Genomic DNA, 20,405 nt, shown 5'->3' with positions numbered 1-20,405 from the left:
CATGGCATCGATCGATATCCAGAACATCAAGAAGGCCTACGGCCACGTCCAGGTGCTGCATGACGTTGATCTCAAGATCAAGGATGGTGAATTCGTCGTCCTCGTGGGCCCGTCGGGCTGCGGCAAGTCGACCCTGCTGCGTATGATCGCGGGGCTCGAAGAGGTCACTGGTGGCGAAATCCGCATTGCCGGGAACCGGGTCAATGAGTTGCATCCGAAAGACCGGGACATCGCCATGGTGTTCCAGTCCTACGCGCTTTATCCCCATATGAACGTCGCCGGCAACATGAGTTACAGCCTAAGGCTCAGGAAGACGGCGAAGGAAAAGATTGCGAGCGCCGTTGCAAATGCCGCCTCCAAGCTCGGCCTCGATCCGCTGCTTGAACGGAGGCCAAAGGCACTTTCGGGCGGGCAGCGGCAGCGTGTCGCCATGGGTCGGGCCATCGTTCGCCAGCCCAAGGCCTTCCTTTTCGACGAACCGCTCTCGAACCTCGACGCACGTCTTCGCGAACAGATGCGTGCTGAGATCAAGAAACTGCATGCCGACCTGAAGGCGACCTCAATCTATGTGACGCACGACCAGATCGAGGCAATGACGCTCGCCGACCGGATCGTCGCCATGCATGGCGGCGTGGTGCAGCAGGTCGGCAGCCCCCTCGAGCTTTACGATCGGCCCGCCAATCTTTTCGTCGCGGGCTTCATCGGTTCTCCCGGCATGAATTTCCTGGATGCGACATGCGAGGCGGGCGGGGTCAGGCTGAAGGACGGGACGCTTGTTCCGCTGTCGGCGCCGCTTGCGCTTTCGAGCGGCGCGAAAGTCACGCTCGGCATCCGCCCGGAGCATGTGGTCATGTCGGATCAAGGCGGAATGCGTGCCGAGGTCGAGCTCGTCGAACCGACCGGCTTCGGCATCATCCTGCATCTGTCGCTGCATGGCCTGCCTTTCAAGGTCTTCACGCTGGATCGCGAAGCGCTGACGGCCGGGCCCGAAGTCAGCGTATCCTTTCCGGCGCAGCATCTGCATCTATTCGACGGCGAGGGAAATAGGGCTGGCTGACGTATCTTTTCCGCCTCGACCGACTGACGACAATCGCCGTGGCGGCCCACGAATGCCTCAGGTAGGTTATCGGATCACCGGCCCGTTCGCCTTCTTCCAGGCATCGATGCCGCCTTCGATGTGGCAGGCGCTGGCCAAGCCGGCATCCTGGGCTGCCTGGACGGCCATTGCCGATCGCTCGCCGAAAGCGCAGTAGAACACGATGCGCTTGCCGGTCGCCTCTGCCAGTTCATGCAACATCCCGCCGGTGCTGATGTTTTCCTGTAAGTCCGGATAGGGCGCATGAAGGGAGCCAGGAATTGTTCCATGTTTTTCCCGTTCTCCCTTCTCACGCAGATCGACGATTGCAATGTCGGGACGCCCGCTCAGCGCCAAGATCTCTGCCGCCGAGACGGCCCAGCCCTTGCGTGCAATCTCGTCCTGATGCAGGCCGATATGGATATTTGCAGGCACGGCCACATCCATCATCTTCGGATTTGGAAGCTTCAGGTTATTCATGAGGTCGGCGTACTCGTCGGCTGATCTGACCTTCAGGCGTGGATTGAAGCGCTTCTCCTCGCCGATGGTGGAAACGGTGTCGCCCTTATAATCGTGCGCCGGATAGACCAGGGTCTCGTCAGGCAGTTTGAGGAGCTTATTGAAGATGGAGTCATATTGCTGGAGCGGATTGCCGTTCTGGAAATCGGTACGCCCGGTGCCGCGAATGAGCAGCGTGTCGCCCGTAAAAACGCGGCCATTCATGAGGAATGAATAGGAATCGTCCGTATGGCCCGGTGTGTAAAGGACGTCGAGGCTCAGTCCCTCAATCGCCACGCGGTCGCCTTCCGTGACGCGCATGGAGACGACATCGGCAAGCGTCTGCTCGCCCATCACTGTCACGCAATGGGTCCGGTCGCGCAGCGCACCCAGCCCGGTAATGTGGTCAGCGTGCAGATGAGTATCCACGGCCTTGACCAGCTTGAGGTCGAGCTCCTCTACCAGCTTGAGATAGCGGTCGACCTTCTCGAGCACTGGATCGATAATGAGCGCCTCGCCTCCCTTTCGGCTGGCGATGAGATAGGTGTAGGTGCCGGAGACACTGTCGAAGAGCTGGCGGAAGATCATCGGCACCTCCCTTTTGCAGATTGCTCCACCGGATGTCGCACCTATGCCTCTGGCTGCGGGACGATCCGGATGTAGGGCTTCGGTGCGGTCCATCCGTTCGGATAGATCGTCCTGGCCTCGTCGTCGCTTACCGAACCGGCGATGATGACATCCTCACCCTGTTTCCAATTCGCCGGTGTGGCGACCCTGTGCTTGGCGGTCAGCTGCAGCGAGTCGATTACACGCAGCACTTCATCGAAATTGCGGCCGGTCGTCATCGGATAGACGAGGATCAGCTTGATCTTTTTGTCGGGGCCAATGACGAAGACGTTGCGCACCGTCTGGTTGTCGGCCGGCGTTCGCTTTGTCGGATCGCCGGAGACTGCTGCGGGGAGCATGCCATAAAGCTTCGATACGTTGTAATCGGTATCGGCAATCATCGGGAAATTCGGTGCAGCGCCCTGCGTTTCCTGGATGTCGCTTGCCCAACCGGCATGGCGATCGACAGGATCGACCGACAGGCCGATGATCTTCACGCCACGCTTGTCGAATTCGGGTTTGATCCTGGCCATGTAGCCCAGTTCAGTGGTGCAAACCGGCGTGAAATCCTTGGGATGCGAAAACAGGACAGCCCAGGAATTGCCGATCCAGTCGTGAAACCCAATCTTGCCTTCGGTCGTTTCTGCCTGGAAATCCGGTGCGGTATCGTTGATCGCGAGAGACATGAACCCCTCCATCTGACACATGGTTGCCGAAACGTTTCGCCGCGTACGGTTGATCTATATTCCGCTAAATTAGGAAATGCGCAATATATAAGTGCGGCGGCTCTCATTGAAGCCGCCGGCAATATATTGGAGAGGGGCATGGCAATACATTTGAACGTTCGGGTTTTGGCCATTCTCCCCCTTTTGGAGTGGGCAAGGATCGTTAGGCGTTCCTGAACAGCTTCCAGCGTTTGGGGCGGAAGGCGATGCGGTTGCGGTCAAGGCTGTCAGCTTGCTCGGGCGGCAATTCGAGCTCGATCGACGGGTGATCCTTGCCGATGTTGACCTCGATATGGCGCGTACCGGCAACGCGGCGGCTGGAGACGAGCAGACCGGCGATGCATCCACCGCAGCCGTCGCGCAGTTCGATGTCGTGCGGTCGAAAATAGAGCTGCGCGCTGCCGTCCCTTTCATTGTCCGCCTTCAAGCCAAGGGGACGGTCTTCGAACCAAAGTTCGCCCCCGGCAACGCGCACATCCAGACAATTCGACTGGCCCACGAAACCGAAGACGAAGGGCGAATTCGGATTGTCGTAGACCTGGTCCGGTGTGCCGACCTGCTCGATCGCGCCTTGGCTCATGACGACGACGCGGTCGGCAAGTTCCATCGCTTCGTCCTGGTCATGCGTGACGAAAACCGTGGTGTGACCGGTGCGGTCATGAATCTCACGGAGCCATTTGCGCAAGTCCTTTCGCACTTGGGCGTCGAGCGCACCAAAAGGCTCGTCGAGAAGCAGTACGTTCGGCTCTACCGCAAGCGCGCGCGCGAGCGCGACGCGCTGGCGCTGACCGCCCGAGAGCTGGGCCGGATAGCGCTTTTCCAGACCGGAAAGCTGCACGAGATCCAGCAGTTCCAGCGCGCGGCTGCGGATCTCGGACTTTGTGGGGCGGCGCGCTGCATCGCGCACCTTCAGCCCGAAGGCGATATTGTCGAGCACCGTCATGTAGCGGAAAAGAGCATAGTGCTGAAACACGAAGCCGATATTGCGCTGCTGCACGGTCTTTTTCGAAGCATCTTCATCGCCGAAGTAGATCAGACCTTCGGTCGGGCTTTCGAGGCCGGCAATCAAGCGCAAGAGCGTCGTCTTGCCGGAGCCGGATGGACCGAGCAGCGCGATCAGCTCTCCTGAACGGATATCGAGCGAGATGTCATGGAGCGCCGGGAAGCGGTCGAATTCCTTGCGCAAGTTTTGAACGCGTACTTCCATTCTATTTCCTTCAGTGCCGCCGGCTGGCAGCGATTTCTTCGCTGTATCGCATTTCGAGCAGCGTCTTCAAAACAAGGGTCACAAGCGCAAGCAAGGCAAGCAATGTTGCAACGGCAAAAGCGCCGGTGAAATTATACTCGTTGTAGAGAATTTCCACCTGCAACGGCATGGTGTTCGTTTGGCCGCGGATGTGACCGGAGACGACTGAGACGGCGCCGAACTCGCCCATGGCGCGGGCGTTACAAAGCAGCACGCCATAAAGCAGGCCCCATTTGATGTTGGGCAACGTCACATGCCAGAAGGTCTGCCAGCCGCTGGCACCCAGTGACAGGGCCGCTTCTTCATCCGCCGTTCCCTGTTCCTGCATCAACGGAATCAGTTCGCGCGCGACGAAGGGAAAGGTGACGAACATTGTGGCAAGGATCAGTCCGGGCGCTGCGAAGAGGATCTTGATGTCGTGCGCGTCGAGCCATTTTCCGAGATAGGTATTGGCACCGAAAAGCAGCACGAAGACGAGGCCGGAAATAACCGGCGAGACGGAGAAAGGCAGGTCAATCAGGGTCGTCAGGATGGCCTTGCCCTTGAATTCGAACTTGGCAATCGCCCATGCGGCCGCGACGCCGAAAAATAGGTTCAACGGCACGCTGATACCGGCGACGATGAGCGTCAGGCTTATCGCCGAGAAAGTCTCGGCGTCCTGCAGCGCCTCGAAGAAAGCACTCCCGCCTTTGCGGAAGGCCTCGACGAAGACAGCCGCAAGCGGCAGCAGCAGAATAAGGAGCAGGAAGACCAGCGACAGGACGATGAGCGTCCAGCGGGCAAACCTCGTTTCGGTGACGACCGAGCGGACCTTGGTTGAGCGAGGGATCGTGTCAGATGCCATTCCCGTACCTCCGCCTGCTCCAGCTCTGGATGAGATTGATCACGAGCAGCATGATGAATGAGATGATCAGCATGACTGCCGCAATGCCTGTCGCGGCCGCGTAGTTATATTCTTCCAGCTTGATGACGATCAAAAGCGGCGCGATCTCTGACTTGAACGGCAAGTTGCCGGCGATGAAGATGACCGAACCGTACTCGCCGACCCCGCGTGCAAAGGCCAATGCAAAGCCTGTCAACACGGCAGGCGCGAGGGCTGGAAGAAGGACACGGAAGATCGTCTGGAAGCGATTGGCACCAAGCGTTGCGGCAGCTTCTTCCACCTCCTTGTCGATCTCTTCCATCACCGGCTGCACGGTACGCACGACGAAAGGCAGGCCGACAAAGACGAGGGCGACGACGATGCCAACCGGTGTGAAGGCGATCCTGATGCCAAGCGGCGTCAGGAACTGGCCGATCCAGCCGTTCGGCGCATAGAGCGTCGTCAGGGCGATGCCGGCAACCGCGGTCGGCAGTGCAAAAGGCAGATCGACCATAGCGTCGATCACCCGCTTGCCGGGAAAACGGTACCGCACCAACACCCACGCAAGGACGACGCCGAAAACGGCGTTGACACAGGCCGCGGCAAAAGCCGCGCCGAAGCTGATGCGAAGTGCGCTCAGCGTGCGCGGATCGAATGCAATTGACGAAAACTTGTCCCAGCCAAGCTCGCTCGAACGCCAGGCGAGGCCCGAGAGGGGGATGAGGATCAAAAGGGTGAGCCAGGTCAAGGTAAGGCCGAGCGCCATTCCAAAGCCTGGAATGACGCTCGGCCGTTTGAACCGCCACCGCGTGGGGCTATGTGCTTTCATGCGGGGTATTATTGGGCCGGCTTGTAGATTTGGTCAAATACGCCGCCATCACCGAAGAATTTCGGCTGTGCTTCCTTCCAGCCGCCGAAGTCGTCGATGGTTGCGAGCTTCAGGTTCTGGAAGCGGTCAATGTCCGCCTTGTCGGCGACCTCCGGCTTGCTCGGGCGGTAGAAGTGCTTTGCAGCGATCTTCTGGCCTTCGTCGGAGTAGAGATAGTTGAGGTAGGCTTCGGCAACCTTGCGCGTGCCCTTCTTATCGACATTGCCGTCGACGACCGCAATCGGCGGATCGGCGCGGATGGACAAGGTCGGCGTGACGATCTCGAACTGGTCCGGCCCGAGCTCCTCCAAGGAGAGATAGGCTTCGTTTTCCCAGGCAAGCAGAACATCGCCCAGGCCGCGCTGGACGAAGGTCGTCGTTGCACCGCGAGCCCCGGTATCGAGAACTGGGACGTGCTGCAGGAGCTTCGTTACGAAATCCTGCGCTTTGGTGTCGTCACCGCCGTTTGCCTGCTTGGCCCATGCCCAGGCGGCGAGGAAATTCCAGCGCGCGCCGCCCGAAGTCTTCGGGTTCGGCGTGATAACCTGAACGTCATCCTTGATCAGGTCGCCCCAATCCTTGATACCCTTCGGATTGCCCTTGCGAACCAGGAAAACGATGGTGGAGGTATAGGGCGCCGAATTATTCGGGAATCTGGATTTCCAGTCGGCTGGGATCTTGCCGGTCTTGCTGGCGATCGCATCGATATCGCCTTCGAGTGCGAGGGTCACGACATCGGCCTCAAGACCATCGATGACGGAACGCGCCTGGGCGCCCGAACCGCCGTGCGAGGTCTGGATCGTGACCGTCTCGCCGGTGTCCTTCTCCCACTTTGCGGCAAAGGCGGCGTTGAAATCCTTATACAATTCACGCGTTGGATCGTAAGACACGTTGAGAAGCGTCTGATCGGCGAAAGCCGGGACAGTGGCGCAGATTGCGACGCTGCTTGCAAAGACAGCGGCCACGAGGAATCGGGTGATCCGTATTGACGGCATGGGGAACCTCCTTCGTTCTACTTAAACTCTATCAACTTGGTCGTATAACGAAACGAAAGTTCTTCCGGTTCCTGATGTGCTTTTAGAAACCCATCCCATTCCGCTGGCGAAATTGAAACGGACGTCCCGACCGTCACCGATCGTGTGCCGTTACAGAAAAAGCACCATTTCGGCCCGCTCGCCATGACGCCGATGAAAACATCGCGATCCGTGCAATCGATGACAGGCCCGCGCCGCATGCAACACGATTTCTAAGCTCGGATCAACAAACGTAAAGCGCGGCACTCAAGCCGCGCTCCCTCATGGCCGTGAATCTCCAATGAAACTCGAATAGAACTCATCGACTTTTCTCGCCTTATGCATCGACTGAAGGACGCCTTCCGATTGCAGGCGTCGCGCGATGGCGGCAAGCACGTTGAGATATTCGCCACGGTTGCTTTCTCCGAAAAGCAGCAAGAAAGCGATATCCGTCGGCAGATCGTCGATCGCCTCGAAGTCCAGCGGCTGGGCGAAGCGCACCAGAAGGCCGCGCGGGCTCGTCATGCCGGCGATCGCCGCATGCGGTACGGCAATGCCGTTGCCGATGCCAGTCGAGCCGAGGTTTTCACGGCTTTCCAGCGCCTGGAGGGTCGTCTTTTCCTCAATGTCAAACGCATTGCCGGCCTTTTCGGCGAGATTTTGCAGCGCGCGCCACTTCGTCGTCACGGAGACGCCGATGAAGGTATGCTCCGGCCGGATGATGTCTGCGAGGTTCATGTCTTTCCCGTTGTCGTATTGGCAGGATAAGATGCCGGAACTCAATCCGGCTCTCTGAGCCGGTAGCCGACCCCGGTCTCGGTGGTGATGTATTGCGGCTGGTCCGGAATCTGCTCCACCTTTTGCCGCAGTTGACGGACGTAAACGCGCAGATACTGAACGTCGGCAGCCGGCCCCCAGACCTGTTTCAGGAGGAACTGATGCGTCAGCACCTTGCCGGCATGCTGGGCAAGCACGCGCAGGATATCGTATTCCTTCGGCGACAGCTTGATCTCCCTGTCGTCCACCTTGACGATCCGCTTGACGAGGTCGATCGAAAGACCGCGTGTCTGAAAGATTGCCTTTTCTCCCTGCTGCTGCAGCCGGTGGCGGAGCGCCACGCGAATGCGGGCCCCGAGCTCGTTGATGCCGAAGGGTTTCGTCACGTAGTCGTCGGCGCCGGTTTCAAGCGCCTTGACGATGCCTGTCTCGTCGGTGCGGCTGGAGAGGATGACGACGGGCATGGAAAGGCCATCCTCGCGCCATTCGCGCAGCAGATCATGGCCAGGCTTGTCGGGAAGCCCCAAGTCCAGAACGATGAGATCCGGCTCACTATCCTTTACCGCCTGGTGGGCGCTGGCGGCATTCGGCGCCTCATGAACCTCGTAGCCCTGCGCGCTGAGCCCGACACGAAGCAGTTTACGGATCGGCGGCTCGTCGTCGACGACGAGAATTTTCACGGCTGAACCGGTCATTTGAGTTCGTCCAGTTTTGGAATGTCATTGGGTTTTGGCATACGGATCGTAAAGATGGCACCGGAGCGGTCCTTGCGGTTTCCGGCGAAGATCGTGCCGCCCATCGCTTCTATGAAGCCGCGGCAGATGGAAAGGCCAAGGCCCGTTCCGGCGCGCACCTGATCGCCCTTGCGGACGCGGTAGAAGGTGTCGAAGATGCGCGTCAGGTCAGCGGGTGGAATGCCTGGGCCTTCGTCGGCGACCTGAATGACGACCTCTCCGGCGTCGGCCCATCCCTCGATGCGGATCGCCGAACCTTCAGGCGCATATTTCGCGGCATTGTCGAGCAGGTTGAAGAGCGCCTGTTCGAAGAGCACCGGATCGACGCGCACCATCGGCAGGTCAGCCGGAATGATCATCTCAGGCTTGTGACGGTCAAGGATCTTGGCGGCCCGTCTCAGCGCGCTGCCAGCGATGTCGCCGGGATAGTGCAGACCATAGTTCGGCTCCATGGCTCCGGATTCGATTTTCGTCATGTCGAGCAGATTGGCGATGAACCGGTTCAGCCGCTCGGATTCATCGATGACCGTCGCCAGAAGGTCGTTTCGGTCTTCCATCGGCATGGAACCGAAATAGTCACGCAGCGTGCCGGCGGCGCCGAGAATTGCTGCGAGCGGGGTCTTCAAATCGTGCGAGATCGACGTCAGCAGGGCGGAGCGCAGGCGATCGGCTTCGGCGGCAAGCTTGGCGCGATCGACATCGGCGACAAGCTGTATACGCTCGATGGCAAGTGCTGCCTGATCGGCAAGCGCATCCAGGAGCCGCTGCTGTTCAGGCGTAAAGAGTGGACCGTCGCGGCGGTCGCTGTCGAGGCCAATGACGCCGACGGCGGTACGTCCGGTTCTAAGCGGCACATAAAGGCGCTTCGCGCCGGGAAGCGTCTCTGCGCCGCGCCCGGCGGCATGGTTGTGTTCCCAGGCCCAGCGTGCAGCGGCGATGTCGGCATCGTCCAGCGTATCGTCCGGCGGATATCCGGCCTTGACCGCAATCGTTCCGCCTTCGGGCAGGAGCAGGACGACCCGCACCTTAAGCATCGAGGCGATCTGAAAGGCCGTTGCCCAGAGTACATCGTCGAGCGTGCCGGTGCTCGCAAGCTTGCGGGAAAAAAGATAAAGGTCCTCGGTGGTGCGCGCACGCTGTCGAGCGGCCGCCGCCTGGCGCTGAACGGTCGCTGTGAGATTACTCGCAATCACGGCAACGCCGATGAAGAAGAAGAAGGCGACCACGCTTTCAGGATCCCTGATCGTCAGGGTGAAACGCGGCGGCAGGAAGAAGAAGTTGAAGGCAAGTGCGCCCAGAATGCAGCTGTAGAGCGCGGGCCGCAAGCCGTGGAGTACCGCGGAGGTGAGGACGGACATCAGGAAGACGAGAGCAAGGTTGCGCACGTCCAGAACCTGATCGAGCACCGTGCTGAAGGCGAGTGCTGCCGCAACGTAGATCGTTGCAAGCAGATAGGCCTTGATGTTGAAGGCCGGCAATGCGGGTGCCGGCTTGACGCCGCGGCCTGCATTGCCGTCCTTCTCGTTGCCGGAGATGACGTGAACGCTGATACCACCGGCGCGCCGGATCAGCTCGTCGACCGGCGAGTGCTGAAACCATTGGCGCCATGTCGCCTTCACGGGTGATCCAACCACAATATGTGTTACGTTGTTGGCGCTTGCGTGGCGAAGCAATTCCTCGGCAACCCCGCTGCCGGGAAGGGTAACAGCCTCGCCGCCTAACCGCTCGGCGAGCCGCAGCGTGGCAGCGATCGTATCGCGCTGTTCTTCTGTCAGACTGATCGACTGATTGGTTTCGATATAGACCGCTGACCACGGCGCGCGCAGCCGCGAAGCCATGCGCGTAGCATAACGCACCAGCGAGGCTGATCGCGGATGCTGATCGATCGAAACCAGCACACGCTCGCCGGCAGCCCAGGGACCGGAGATGGCATGCGCCTGCATATGGCTGACGAGTTGGTCGTCGACGCGCTGTGCGGTCTTGCGCAATGCGAGTTCACGAAGCGCCGTCAGATTTCCGGGCGTGAAATAGTTGCTCAGCGCGCGTTCGGCCGTTTTCGGCACATAGACCTTGCCGTCGTGCAGGCGTTTGATCAGGTCGTCGGGCGTCAAATCGATGATCTCGATATCGTCAGCCAAGTCGATCACCGAGTCCGGTACGGTCTCGCGAACGCGGATACGGGTGATCTGCGAAACGACGTCGTTCAAGCTCTCGACATGCTGGATATTCAACGTCGTATAGACATCGATGCCGCGGTCCAGCAGCTCCTTGACATCGAGATAACGTTTCGGGTGGCGGCTGCCTTCTGCGTTCGTATGGGCGAGCTCATCGACGAGGACGAGATCCGGCTTGCGGGCGAGGATGGCGTCGAGATCCATCTCCTCCAGGGTGTGGCCCTTATACTGGACCTTCGCCCGCGGAATGATACGGAAGCCGTCGAGCAGCGCCTGCGTTTCCTTGCGGCCATGCGTCTCAACCACCCCGACGACAACGTCAACGCCGTCCGCAAGCTTTGCCCGTCCGGAAACCAGCATTTCATAAGTCTTGCCGACGCCAGGGGCGGCGCCAAGAAATATCTTCAGACGGCCGCGCATTTCGGCGCGCGCTTTCTCGAGAAGCGCGTCGGGAGAAGGCCTTGCGGCCTGATCGCTTCTGTCGTCCGGCATTCGCGCAATCTTTCTCTGTCAGCAAGCCCCGGAGCGCCTGCGAGCGTTCCGGGGGCCTTCAACCGTCACTGAGTCATAGAAGCATCAAGGGACTGGTTCAATGCCAGAACATTGACGGTGGGCTCGCCAAGGATGCCGAGTTCAGGAGCCTGAATGACGCTGTCCACCAGGGCTTTCACCGCGGCCTGGTCCATGTTGCGAGCCTTGGCGACGCGCGGCACCTGGAAGTAGGCGGCGTCCGGCGAAATATGCGGGTCAAGCCCGCTTCCGGAGGCGGTCACGAGATCGATCGGGACCTCTGCACCAGGGTTGATGGCCTTGGCCGCTTCGTAGTCGGCCTTCACGCGGTCGATCAGCTTCTGGCTGGTCGGGCCGAGGTTCGAACCGCTGGAACTTGCAGCATTGTAGCCGTCACCTGCCGCCGAAGGACGGCCGTGGAAATACGTGTCGCTGGTAAAGGCCTGGCCGATCAGCGTCGAGCCGATCACCTGGCCGTCTTTCTCGACCAGGCTGCCGTTTGCCTGCGCCGGGAAGAGTGCTTGCGCGGCGACCGTCATGGCGAGTGGGTACAGCAGGCCGGTGATGGCCGTGGTGGCAACGATCATGACGATTGCCGGACGAAGTTGTTTCAACATTGCTCGTACTCCTTATGCGAGGCCGACAGCGGTGATCAGCATGTCGATCGCCTTGATGCCGATGAACGGGACGACGATGCCGCCAAGACCATAGATCAAAAGGTTGCGGGAAAGCAGGGCGCCGGCACCAATCGGGCGGTAGCGCACGCCTTTGAGCGACAAGGGGATCAGCGCGATGATGATCAGCGCGTTGAAGATGATTGCCGACAGGATAGCGCTTTGCGGCGACGACAGACCCATGACGTTCAGTGCGGAAAGCTGCGGATAGAAGGTGAGGAACATCGCCGGGATGATCGCGAAGTATTTGGCGATATCGTTGGCGATCGAAAAGGTCGTCAGCGCGCCGCGGGTCATCAACAGCTGCTTGCCGATTTCGACGATCTCGATGAGTTTCGTCGGATCGCTGTCGAGGTCGACCATGTTGCCCGCCTCACGGGCGGCGACCGTGCCGGTATTCATCGCGACACCGACGTCGGCCTGGGCAAGGGCTGGTGCGTCGTTGGTGCCATCGCCGCACATGGCGACGAGTTTGCCTTTCGCCTGTTCCTCGCGGATCAGCGTCAGCTTGTTCTCTGGCGTGGCTTGGGCCAGAAAGTCGTCAACGCCGGCTTCTGCGGCGATCGCAGCAGCGGTCATCGGATTGTCGCCGGTGATCATCACGGTGCGGATACCCATGCGACGCAATTCGGCGAAGCGTTCGCGGATGCCGCCCTTGACGATATCCTTGAGTTGGATGACGCCAAGCAGACGGCCGTCACGGGCAACGGCAAGCGGCGTGCCGCCGGCCTTGGCAATCTCGTCGGCAATTGTCTGCAGCTCCCTCACCACATCGCTATTGGTGCGCAGGGCTACGGCAGCGTTGCCCGAGACAGAGGCTGAGCCGGAGCCGACATAGGCAAGCACTGCGTCGACAGCGCCCTTGCGTATTGATGAGCCCTCGATGTCGACCCCGCTCATGCGGGTCTGGGCGGTGAAGGGTACGAAATGTGCCTTCAGGCTTGCCATCTCGCGGCCGCGAATTGCGTATTTCTCCTTGGCAAGCACGACGATCGAGCGGCCTTCGGGCGTTTCGTCGGCAAGAGAAGCGAGCTGGGCTGCGTCGGCAAGCTCCTGCTCGGAGACACCGCGGACCGGATGGAAGGCGGTTGCCTGACGGTTGCCGAGGGTGATCGTGCCGGTCTTGTCGAGCAGCAGTGTATCCACGTCGCCGGCGGCTTCGACGGCGCGGCCGGACATGGCGAGCACGTTGAAGCGAACGAGGCGGTCCATGCCGGCAATTCCGATCGCCGAGAGCAGGGCGCCGATTGTCGTCGGGATCAATGTCACGAAGAGTGCAACGAGGATGATGATCGGGATCGAGCCGCCCGCATAAATCGCAAAACTCGGGATCGTTGCCGTGGCGAGAACGAAGATCAGCGTCAAGCCTGCGAGCAGGATATTGAGCGCGATCTCGTTCGGTGTCTTCTGGCGTTGCGCACCTTCGACGAGCGAGATCATGCGATCAAGGAAGGTCGATCCGGCAGCCGCCGTGATGCGAACACGAATCCAGTCGGAAAGCACCTGCGTGCCACCGGTAACAGCGGAGCGGTCGCCGCCCGATTCTCGGATGACCGGGGCAGATTCGCCCGTGATGGCGGCTTCATTGACCGAGGCCACACCTTCGACGACTTCTCCGTCCGACGGGATGATATCGCCGGCTTCGACGAGGACGAGATCGCCGACCTTCAGACTCGTGCCGGGTACCATGCGGTAGCCGGTGCCGTTATTGGCCGTGAGCAGCTTGGCCTGTGTTTCGGTGCGTGCCTTGCGCAGTGAGTCCGCCTGCGCCTTGCCGCGGCCCTCGGCGACAGCCTCCGCGAAGTTCGCAAAGAGCACCGTGAACCAGAGCCAGAGATTGATCTGGAATGAGTAGCCCAGGTCTGCGCTGCCGCCTACAAGGTCGCGGATAAAGAGGATGGTCGTGAGGGCGGATACCGTGGCCACGACGAACATGACGGGGTTCTTGGCAAGAGTGCGCGGGTTAAGCTTCTTGAAAGCGGCGCCCACGGCCGGAATGAGGATGCGAGAATCCATGATGCTCGCGGATTTTGCCTGGCTCATGAGAGACTCCAGCTTGAAACGAGGTGAGGCGAGCGGCTTTCCGGTCAGCCATGGAAAATTCTAAGGGCGGCGAGGATGACGAGGAGGCCGGCCATCATGACGAGGATGATGTTGGAGGCACGCGCCATCCGCTCGCCCTCACGTCCCGGCAAACCGGGACGTGAGTTGAAGGATTTGCGAAGTCTGTGGCGAAGGATCATGTCTTCACCTCAGAAGGTCTGACCGGTGATCATCATCAGGTGCTCGATGACCGGGCCGAGGGCCAGCGCCGGGAAGAAGGTGAGGCCGCCGACGATCAGGATGGTGCCGCTCAGAAGCCCGACGAAGAGCGGACCATCGGTCGGGAAGGTGCCTGCCGAGGCCGGAACCGTCTTCTTGGTGACCAGCGAGCCAGCAATCGCGAGTGCCGGAATGATGACCAGGAAGCGGCCCATCAGCATGCCGATACCGAGCGTGATGTTGTACCAGGGGGTGTTGCCCGTCAGGCCACCGAAAGCCGAACCGTTGTTTGCCGCAGCCGACGTATAGGCATAGAGGATTTCCGAGAAGCCGTGCGGACCCGCCGTGCCGACTGAGGCGACGGCCGACGGAAGCACGGTGGCAATCGCGGTGAAGACGAGCATGGCCAAGGGCAGGCAGAGAATGGCAAGGACAGCCATCTTCATTTCCTTGGCTTCGATCTTCTTGCCGAGATATTCCGGCGTGCGGCCGACCATGAGGCCTGCCACGAAAACGGCAACGATGATGAAGAGCAGGATGCCGTAGAAGCCTGCGCCGACACCGCCTACGATGATTTCGCCGAGCTGCATGTTGATCAGCGGTATCAGCCCGCCGAGTGCGGTGAAGCTGCCATGCATCGCATTGACCGCGCCGCAGGAGGCAGCGGTCGTGATAACTGCAAAGAGCGAGGACAGGGCGACGCCGAAGCGGACTTCCTTGCCTTCCATGTTGCCGCCGACCAGTCCGAAGGACTGCATCAGCGGGTTACCGGCGGCCTCTGCCCAGTAGGTGACGCCAACGCCGACGACGAACAGGATGCCCATGGTGGCAAGGATCGCCCAGCCCTGACGCTGGTTGCCGACCATGCGACCGAAGACGTTGGTCAGTGCTGCACCGATCGCAAAGATCGAGAGCATCTGGACGAGGTTTGAGATGGCATCGGGATTTTCGAAGGGATGCGCGGAATTGGCATTGAAAAAACCGCCGCCATTGGTGCCGAGCATCTTGATTGCGAGCTGCGAGGCGACGGGACCAACAGCGATCGTCTGTTTAGCGCCCTCAAGCGTCGTCGCTTCGACATACGGGCCGAGCATCTGCGGCACGCCGAGATAAACATAGACCAGCGTCAGTACGATGCAGAGCGGCAGGAGCACATAGAGCGTGCTGCGGATCATATCGACCCAGAAATTGCCGATCGCCTTGCCGGAGGCGCGCGCAAAGGCGCGGATCAAACCGACGGCGATGGCGATGCCGGTTGACGCCGACACGAAGTTCTGAACGGTGAACCCTGCCATCTGCGTAAGATAGGACATTGTGCCTTCGCCGCCGTAATTCTGCCAGTTCGTGTTGGTGACGAAGCTGACGGCGGTGTTGAACGACAGGTCCGGCGGGACGGAGCTCATGCCGGCGGGGTTATAGGGCAGACCGGCCTGCAAGCGCATCAACGCATAAAGCACGAGTACGCCCAGGAAATTGAAAAGCAGCATTGAAAAAGCATAGGAGGTCCAATGCTGTTCCTCGCGCGCGCTGGTGCCGGCAATGGCATAAAGCCCCCGTTCGATCGGAACGAGGACCGGGGAGAGGAACGTGCGCTCGCCGTTGAAGACACGCGTCATGTAGCCGCCGATCGGTTTGACGAGCACGAGGACGATCCCGCAGTAAAGCAGGATCTGAAGCCATCCGTTGAGGGTCATGGGAAGTAACTTTCAGTACCCGGCTGCTTCCTAGTCAGAAGCGCTCGGGGCGAATGAGGGCGTAGGTGAGATAGACGGTCAGAAACACCGTCACCGCACCGCCTAGGATATAATCGAGCGTCATGATGTTTCTCCGTTCAGAGTCGGTCGCAGGCGCTGGTATAGGCAAAGCACACTGCGAAGAATGCCACCGCGATGCCGAGCAGGATGATGTCCATCATCGATCTTGGCTCCTATTGTTGTTCTTTGGAGTCAGACAAGACGAGGGCACCGTTTCGAAAAACGGCACCTTTCATGCTTTCTGGCGTGGAGATGATCTTGTCGATCTCTCGGGCGTCAATATGCGGCCGAACCGCATAAAGGTTCGAGACGGGCCGAAGAGCGCCAATATAAAAATCTTATAAATGCCCTGGGGTGACCTTTGCCTTCCACGGCATCCCTGACGAAGGGTTCAGCGCGAGTGGAACCAGCATTTTACTGCGATTGTGATGAAAATGATGTCGCAGGCGGCTGACCGCCGGGTGGCGGCGGTCGGAACCGTCTCGCTCTCAAGCAAAGGCATAGGAGCCGTCTGGCCGTTTCGGGACGCGCCGTTGCCAATGAACGTAACCTTCCTCAGTCATTGCCCCTTCGTCCATCTCCACGCCCCAGCCCGGCCGATCGGGCCGCAGTTCCAGATAGCCGTCCTTCGGCAGATAGGGATCGACGACATATCGCGTCTCGCCCTGCCGCCTTTCTATGTCGTTGCCGCCATAGACATAGGCCTGGCCTTTCGGCAATCGGTATTCGAGAATGCGGAAGTTCTGGGCGGCAGCCGAAAAGTGAACGTTGACCGCGGTCGCCAGCGGGCCCATGGGGTTGTGGGGTGCCACGCCGACGAAGAAAGCCTCGGCGAGAAACGCAATCCGCCGCATTTCGCTGATGCCGCCAACCACGCAGATGTCGGGTTGTATCAGATCGGCACCCTTCACCTGCAGCAGGCGCAGGAATTCATTTCGATTGTAAAGCGATTCCCCGGTTGCGAGCACACAGTTGAGCCCCTGCTTGAGGTCACCCCAGGCTTCGATGTTTTCCGGACGAAGCGGTTCCTCGTAAAACAGCGGATCATAAGGTGCCAGCGCATTGCCGAGCTGGCGGGCTGCAATCGGCTCGAAGATCTTGGCGTGCGCATCAAACGCGATCTCATAGTCGTCGCGCACGGTTTCCCGCAGTGTGCGAAAATAGTCCGCCGAGGCTTTGACGACGTTGCCCCAGCGATGGGCGTGCATGTCGATGCGCCACGGGCTGAGCTTGAAAGCGGTAAAACCCCATTCAGCGTTCAGACGGTCGAACTCGTCGCGGGCCGCCGGCGCATCCGGTGCCGTATAGACGCCCGCATAGACCTTGATGCGATCGCGCACTTCGCCACCCAGAAGCTTGTAGACGGGAACGTTTGCGGCTTTGGCGGCAAGGTCCCACAGGCAGTGATCGAGGGCGGAGATTGCAGCCAGCCCCAGTGCGCCTGGCGGAAATCTGCTTTGCTGGATGAGCAGATTCACGAGATAGTCGACACGTGTCGGATCCTGGCCGGACAGGAAGGCGTAGAGATAATCCAAGAGCGGCGGAAGCGCCTTGTCCGGACCATGGTTATAGCATTCGCCCCATCCTGTCAGGCCGTCATCCGTGTCGAGGGCGACGATGACGCGGGGACGGTCCTTGTCGCGGGTCATGAAAGCCCGCATGCGGTCGATCTTCATCTTGTTGTCCTTCTACCGATTGAAATAGGCGCGGCGCGACAGACGTGTCTGCACATAGAGATGCTCGTTGTAGGTTCCGGGATTGTACGAGCCGGCATCCTCCGGCACGGGTATCGAGACGTTGCCGCCACTTGGGAAGCGAGCCACGAACGTCTCATCGATGTCGCAGCCGAGCCCCGGCGCATCAGGAACTGCAATCAATCCGTCGACCTGCTCGGGATGAGGCACGATCGTCTGCCGGCGGCCATCCCAGTCGTCATCGATGCGCTCGAGGATGAGGGCGTTGGGGATCGCAGCAAGCACGTGCAGGGCGGCATATTCGGCGACCGGGCCAAGCGAGCCGGAATGCGGTGCCACCTGGATATGGTGCGCCTCGGCCATTGCCGCAATCTTCTTCATCTGCGTAATGCCGCCAGCCCGGCCGGTATCCGGCTGGATCACGTCGACCAGTTCTTCTTCGATAAGTTCCCGTTCGCCGAAGATGGTCGCCGAACGCTCGCCGGCCGCCAAAGGCACGTGCGCCGCATCGCGAATACGCCGATAGCCATCGGTGTTGTCAGGGGCAATCGGATCTTCGACCCAGAAGAGTTCGTAAGGCTCCAATGCCCGCACCAGCCGGCAGGCATCTGCAGGCGTCAGCCATGGCGGTCCGTGCAGATCGATCGCAATGTCGATATCGTTGCCGACCGCCTCGCGCAAAGCAGCGACCTTGCGGACCGGATCGGCCACCCCGCCACACTTGATCGCCTTGATACCGCGCTCCTTGGCTGCAAGCGCCCGCTCGGGTGTGTTTGCATGGGAGTAGATCGGGATCCGGTCGCGCACCTTGCCGCCGAGCAGCATCCAGACCGGCACGCCGAGGGCTTTTCCCTTAATGTCCCAAAGTGCCATGTCGATGCCGGTCATGGCGCCGCCGCCAACTGTTCCCAGCATGCCGTGGCCCATCATGGCGATATGCATCTTCTGCCAGAGCCGTTCGATATTGGCGGGGTCCTCGCCGATAAGGAGTGGTGCGAGATCGTGTATTGCCGTCTCGATGACCCGCGGCCAGCCCGAGCATTCACCGATGCCGGTGATGCCCTCGTCGGTATCGAGCTTCAAGAACAGCCAGTTTCTGGTGCCCGGAAGCATTTTGGACGCGTCGTCTCGCGATCTCGTGTCCAAGGCCCGTTTCGAGGGGTCAGGTTGGCCCGCATGCATGAGAAAGGTTCTAATTCCGGTGATCTTCATCGCACAGAACTCCCGTTCTTCAAATTGCCTGGTTCGACGTAGCGGAAACGCCGCGAGTGATCGCGATCGCGCGGGTCGGGGCGCGGAATGGCGGAGATGAGGGCTTGCGTGTAGGCGTGCTCGGGCGTGTTGCAGACCTTGTCCGCATCCCCGACCTCGACAAGCCGGCCCTTGTACATCACGCCGACACGGTCGCACATGTAGCGAATGACGCCGATGTCGTGGCTGATGAAGATGTAGGCAAGGCCGAGTTCATCCTGCAGGCGCATCAAAAGGTCGAGCACCTGGGAGCGGACGGATACGTCGAGCGCCGAGGTCGCTTCGTCTGCAACGATGACGCGCGGGTTGAGCGTGATGGCGCGGGCAATTCCGATGCGCTGACGCTGGCCCCCCGAAAAGGCATGCGGATAGCGTTCGCGGCTCGCAGGATCGAGACCTACCTGTTCCATCAGGTGGCAGACGCGCTCGTCGAGCGCCCGCCCGCTCGCGACGCCGTTGACAAGCAGCGGCTCGCCGATGATTTGAGAGACAGTCATACGGGGATTGAGAGAGCCGAAAGGATCCTGGAACACCATGCGCAGTTCGCGTCGGGCCATGGCAAGCATCTGTCCTTTCGCCGTCGCCAGATCGATCATGCCACCATCGGCACGGCGATAGACGATCTCGCCCGCCGTCGGATCAATGAGGCGCATGATCGAGCGGCCCATCGTTGTCTTTCCTGAGCCGCTTTCGCCGACAATGCCGAGCGTCTCGCGTGGCAGGAGCGAAATGGAAATGTCGTCGAGCGCTTTGACCTCGCCGAAATCCACTGAGACGTTGCGGAGTTCGAGGATGGGCGCTGCCGTCTTGTCGAGCGGCGTCCTCGCCAGCCTGATTTCGGCCTTGGCCTCCAGCTTCAGAACGGAGCCGATCAGCATTCGGGTGTAGCTGTCTTTCGGCGCATGAAAGATCTGCTCGACCGGCGCATATTCCTTCGCAACGCCGTTGTGCATGACAAGCACGTCGTCGGCGATTTGCGCCACGACGCCCATGTCGTGCGTTATGAAGAGCACCGCCATGCCATAGGCCTTCTGCAGCCGGGCAATCAGGTCAAGGATTTCGGCTTGCGTGGTCACGTCCAGAGCCGTGGTCGGCTCGTCGGCGATGAGCAGTTGAGGCTTGCATGCGAGTGCCATTGCGATCATTGCGCGCTGGCGCATGCCACCCGAATATTGGAAGGTATAGCGATCGACCGCTTTTTCCGGGGAGGGAATTTCCACCTGCTGCAGGAGGGATATCGCTTCGGCGCGTGCTTGCGCCTTGCTCATTCTGGTGTGAAGACGGAGGGCTTCGATGATCTGGTCGCCCACCGTGTGCACCGGCGACAGTGACGACATAGGTTCCTGGAAGATCATCGCGATATCGCGACCACGTATGGCGCGGATTTGGCGCCCGCGCGGGCTGAGACTGACGAGATCAACGGGACGGCCGTCTTTGCCGTTCAGCACGATAGAGCCTGCGGCGATGCGGCCGGGCGCGTCTACAATCTGCAGAATGGAACGCGCCGTCACCGACTTGCCGGAACCGCTCTCGCCGACGACGCAGAGGGTTTTTCCCGGATCGATCGAAAAGGAAAGATCGTCAACTGCGCGAAAGACGCCGTTGCGCAAGGCAAAGTCGACGGTCAGGTTGTTCACCTGCAGGAGCGGTCTGCCGCCGGTGATGGAAACCATGTCAGTCAT

The 20,405-nt window shown here is 60.3% G+C and carries 18 protein-coding genes; 1 reads left to right on the top strand and 17 read right to left on the bottom strand.

The window, feature by feature from the left end; translation table 11 throughout:
- The first annotated feature begins 1 nt into the window (after window position 1).
- Entirely contained in the window at window positions 2–1,057 is a 1,056-nt protein-coding gene (locus ACZ9DP_RS08915; RefSeq protein WP_239600917.1) for an ABC transporter ATP-binding protein, read from the top strand.
- Between the two features lie 66 nt (window positions 1,058–1,123).
- Here the strand turns inward: ACZ9DP_RS08915 and ACZ9DP_RS08910 are convergent, their stop codons facing one another.
- The 17 genes from ACZ9DP_RS08910 to ACZ9DP_RS08830 form a co-directional block, all read right to left on the bottom strand.
- Window positions 1,124–2,161 (bottom strand): MBL fold metallo-hydrolase, encoded by a 1,038-nt coding sequence (locus ACZ9DP_RS08910; protein WP_476201296.1) that lies wholly within the window; start codon window positions 2,159–2,161, stop codon window positions 1,124–1,126.
- Between the two features lie 41 nt (window positions 2,162–2,202).
- Window positions 2,203–2,865 (bottom strand): peroxiredoxin, encoded by a 663-nt coding sequence (locus tag ACZ9DP_RS08905; protein ID WP_194731309.1) that lies wholly within the window; start codon window positions 2,863–2,865, stop codon window positions 2,203–2,205.
- A gap of 202 nt (window positions 2,866–3,067) precedes the next feature.
- Window positions 3,068–4,111, bottom strand: coding sequence for a sulfate/molybdate ABC transporter ATP-binding protein (locus ACZ9DP_RS08900; protein ID WP_040115317.1), 1,044 nt, complete (start codon window positions 4,109–4,111; stop codon window positions 3,068–3,070).
- A 10-nt stretch (window positions 4,112–4,121) separates the two neighbouring features.
- Complete coding sequence (gene cysW / locus ACZ9DP_RS08895; RefSeq protein WP_194731308.1) at window positions 4,122–4,994, bottom strand: sulfate ABC transporter permease subunit CysW; 873 nt, start codon at window positions 4,992–4,994, stop codon at window positions 4,122–4,124.
- Window positions 4,984–5,841 carry a sulfate ABC transporter permease subunit CysT gene (gene cysT / locus ACZ9DP_RS08890; RefSeq protein ID WP_239600912.1) on the bottom strand — a complete coding sequence of 286 codons (858 nt, stop codon included), beginning with the start codon at window positions 5,839–5,841 and terminating at the stop codon, window positions 4,984–4,986. Before cysT ends, cysW begins: the two co-directional genes overlap by 11 nt.
- A gap of 8 nt (window positions 5,842–5,849) precedes the next feature.
- Window positions 5,850–6,875, bottom strand: coding sequence for a sulfate ABC transporter substrate-binding protein (locus ACZ9DP_RS08885; RefSeq protein ID WP_476201294.1), 1,026 nt, complete (start codon window positions 6,873–6,875; stop codon window positions 5,850–5,852).
- A 300-nt stretch (window positions 6,876–7,175) separates the two neighbouring features.
- Complete coding sequence (locus ACZ9DP_RS08880) at window positions 7,176–7,631, bottom strand: PTS sugar transporter subunit IIA (protein WP_476201292.1); 456 nt, start codon at window positions 7,629–7,631, stop codon at window positions 7,176–7,178.
- Between the two features lie 41 nt (window positions 7,632–7,672).
- A complete protein-coding gene (locus tag ACZ9DP_RS08875; protein ID WP_476201290.1) occupies window positions 7,673–8,365 on the bottom strand; it encodes a response regulator transcription factor in 693 nt (230 codons plus the stop codon).
- Complete coding sequence (locus ACZ9DP_RS08870; RefSeq protein ID WP_476201288.1) at window positions 8,362–11,070, bottom strand: DUF4118 domain-containing protein; 2,709 nt, start codon at window positions 11,068–11,070, stop codon at window positions 8,362–8,364. Before ACZ9DP_RS08870 ends, ACZ9DP_RS08875 begins: the two co-directional genes overlap by 4 nt.
- Before the next feature lie 65 nt (window positions 11,071–11,135).
- The gene (kdpC, locus tag ACZ9DP_RS08865; RefSeq protein WP_476201287.1) at window positions 11,136–11,705 is read right to left on the bottom strand and encodes a potassium-transporting ATPase subunit KdpC; all 570 of its coding nucleotides are present in this window, start codon (window positions 11,703–11,705) and stop codon (window positions 11,136–11,138) included.
- A 12-nt stretch (window positions 11,706–11,717) separates the two neighbouring features.
- Window positions 11,718–13,805 carry a potassium-transporting ATPase subunit KdpB gene (kdpB, locus tag ACZ9DP_RS08860; protein WP_476201286.1) on the bottom strand — a complete coding sequence of 696 codons (2,088 nt, stop codon included), beginning with the start codon at window positions 13,803–13,805 and terminating at the stop codon, window positions 11,718–11,720.
- Window positions 13,806–13,849: 44 nt separating this feature from the next.
- Complete coding sequence (locus tag ACZ9DP_RS08855) at window positions 13,850–14,005, bottom strand: hypothetical protein (RefSeq protein ID WP_194731301.1); 156 nt, start codon at window positions 14,003–14,005, stop codon at window positions 13,850–13,852.
- A gap of 9 nt (window positions 14,006–14,014) precedes the next feature.
- Window positions 14,015–15,718, bottom strand: a complete 1,704-nt coding sequence (gene kdpA / locus ACZ9DP_RS08850; RefSeq protein ID WP_476201283.1) for a potassium-transporting ATPase subunit KdpA — start codon at window positions 15,716–15,718, stop codon at window positions 14,015–14,017.
- A gap of 34 nt (window positions 15,719–15,752) precedes the next feature.
- Window positions 15,753–15,842, bottom strand: coding sequence for a K(+)-transporting ATPase subunit F (locus ACZ9DP_RS08845; protein WP_022717970.1), 90 nt, complete (start codon window positions 15,840–15,842; stop codon window positions 15,753–15,755).
- Window positions 15,843–16,266: 424 nt separating this feature from the next.
- On the bottom strand, window positions 16,267–17,454 hold the full coding sequence (locus tag ACZ9DP_RS08840; protein ID WP_074071707.1) for a galactarate dehydratase: 1,188 nt from the start codon (window positions 17,452–17,454) through the stop codon (window positions 16,267–16,269).
- 12 nt (window positions 17,455–17,466) lie between these two features.
- Window positions 17,467–18,684: a mandelate racemase/muconate lactonizing enzyme family protein gene (locus tag ACZ9DP_RS08835; RefSeq protein ID WP_194731299.1), complete on the bottom strand. Its 1,218-nt coding sequence runs from the start codon at window positions 18,682–18,684 to the stop codon at window positions 17,467–17,469.
- Window positions 18,681–20,405 (bottom strand): ABC transporter ATP-binding protein, encoded by a 1,725-nt coding sequence (locus ACZ9DP_RS08830; RefSeq protein ID WP_476201281.1) that lies wholly within the window; start codon window positions 20,403–20,405, stop codon window positions 18,681–18,683. The genes ACZ9DP_RS08835 and ACZ9DP_RS08830 overlap by 4 nt, the downstream gene beginning before the upstream one ends.

This window comes from Rhizobium sp. USDA 4016, from assembly GCF_056279705.1.
Note: the sequence above shows the minus strand (reverse complement) of the source record. Positions and strands in the feature narration are given on the sequence as shown.

What these genes read in the sequence shown, in the direction of transcription:
- ACZ9DP_RS08915 (WP_239600917.1), top strand. Translation starts at nt 2, where the DNA reads ATGGCATCGATCGATATCCAGAACATCAAGAAGGCCTACGGCCACGTC.
- ACZ9DP_RS08910 (WP_476201296.1), bottom strand. Translation starts at nt 2,161, where the DNA reads ATGATCTTCCGCCAGCTCTTCGACAGTGTCTCCGGCACCTACACCTAT.
- ACZ9DP_RS08905 (WP_194731309.1), bottom strand. Translation starts at nt 2,865, where the DNA reads ATGTCTCTCGCGATCAACGATACCGCACCGGATTTCCAGGCAGAAACG.
- ACZ9DP_RS08900 (WP_040115317.1), bottom strand. Translation starts at nt 4,111, where the DNA reads ATGGAAGTACGCGTTCAAAACTTGCGCAAGGAATTCGACCGCTTCCCG.
- cysW (WP_194731308.1), bottom strand. Translation starts at nt 4,994, where the DNA reads ATGGCATCTGACACGATCCCTCGCTCAACCAAGGTCCGCTCGGTCGTC.
- cysT (WP_239600912.1), bottom strand. Translation starts at nt 5,841, where the DNA reads ATGAAAGCACATAGCCCCACGCGGTGGCGGTTCAAACGGCCGAGCGTC.
- ACZ9DP_RS08885 (WP_476201294.1), bottom strand. Translation starts at nt 6,875, where the DNA reads ATGCCGTCAATACGGATCACCCGATTCCTCGTGGCCGCTGTCTTTGCA.
- ACZ9DP_RS08880 (WP_476201292.1), bottom strand. Translation starts at nt 7,631, where the DNA reads ATGAACCTCGCAGACATCATCCGGCCGGAGCATACCTTCATCGGCGTC.
- ACZ9DP_RS08875 (WP_476201290.1), bottom strand. Translation starts at nt 8,365, where the DNA reads ATGACCGGTTCAGCCGTGAAAATTCTCGTCGTCGACGACGAGCCGCCG.
- ACZ9DP_RS08870 (WP_476201288.1), bottom strand. Translation starts at nt 11,070, where the DNA reads ATGCCGGACGACAGAAGCGATCAGGCCGCAAGGCCTTCTCCCGACGCG.
- kdpC (WP_476201287.1), bottom strand. Translation starts at nt 11,705, where the DNA reads ATGTTGAAACAACTTCGTCCGGCAATCGTCATGATCGTTGCCACCACG.
- kdpB (WP_476201286.1), bottom strand. Translation starts at nt 13,805, where the DNA reads ATGAGCCAGGCAAAATCCGCGAGCATCATGGATTCTCGCATCCTCATT.
- ACZ9DP_RS08855 (WP_194731301.1), bottom strand. Translation starts at nt 14,005, where the DNA reads ATGATCCTTCGCCACAGACTTCGCAAATCCTTCAACTCACGTCCCGGT.
- kdpA (WP_476201283.1), bottom strand. Translation starts at nt 15,718, where the DNA reads ATGACCCTCAACGGATGGCTTCAGATCCTGCTTTACTGCGGGATCGTC.
- ACZ9DP_RS08845 (WP_022717970.1), bottom strand. Translation starts at nt 15,842, where the DNA reads ATGACGCTCGATTATATCCTAGGCGGTGCGGTGACGGTGTTTCTGACC.
- ACZ9DP_RS08840 (WP_074071707.1), bottom strand. Translation starts at nt 17,454, where the DNA reads ATGAAGATCGACCGCATGCGGGCTTTCATGACCCGCGACAAGGACCGT.
- ACZ9DP_RS08835 (WP_194731299.1), bottom strand. Translation starts at nt 18,684, where the DNA reads ATGAAGATCACCGGAATTAGAACCTTTCTCATGCATGCGGGCCAACCT.
- ACZ9DP_RS08830 (WP_476201281.1), bottom strand. Translation starts at nt 20,405, where the DNA reads ATGACTGACATGGTTTCCATCACCGGCGGCAGACCGCTCCTGCAGGTG.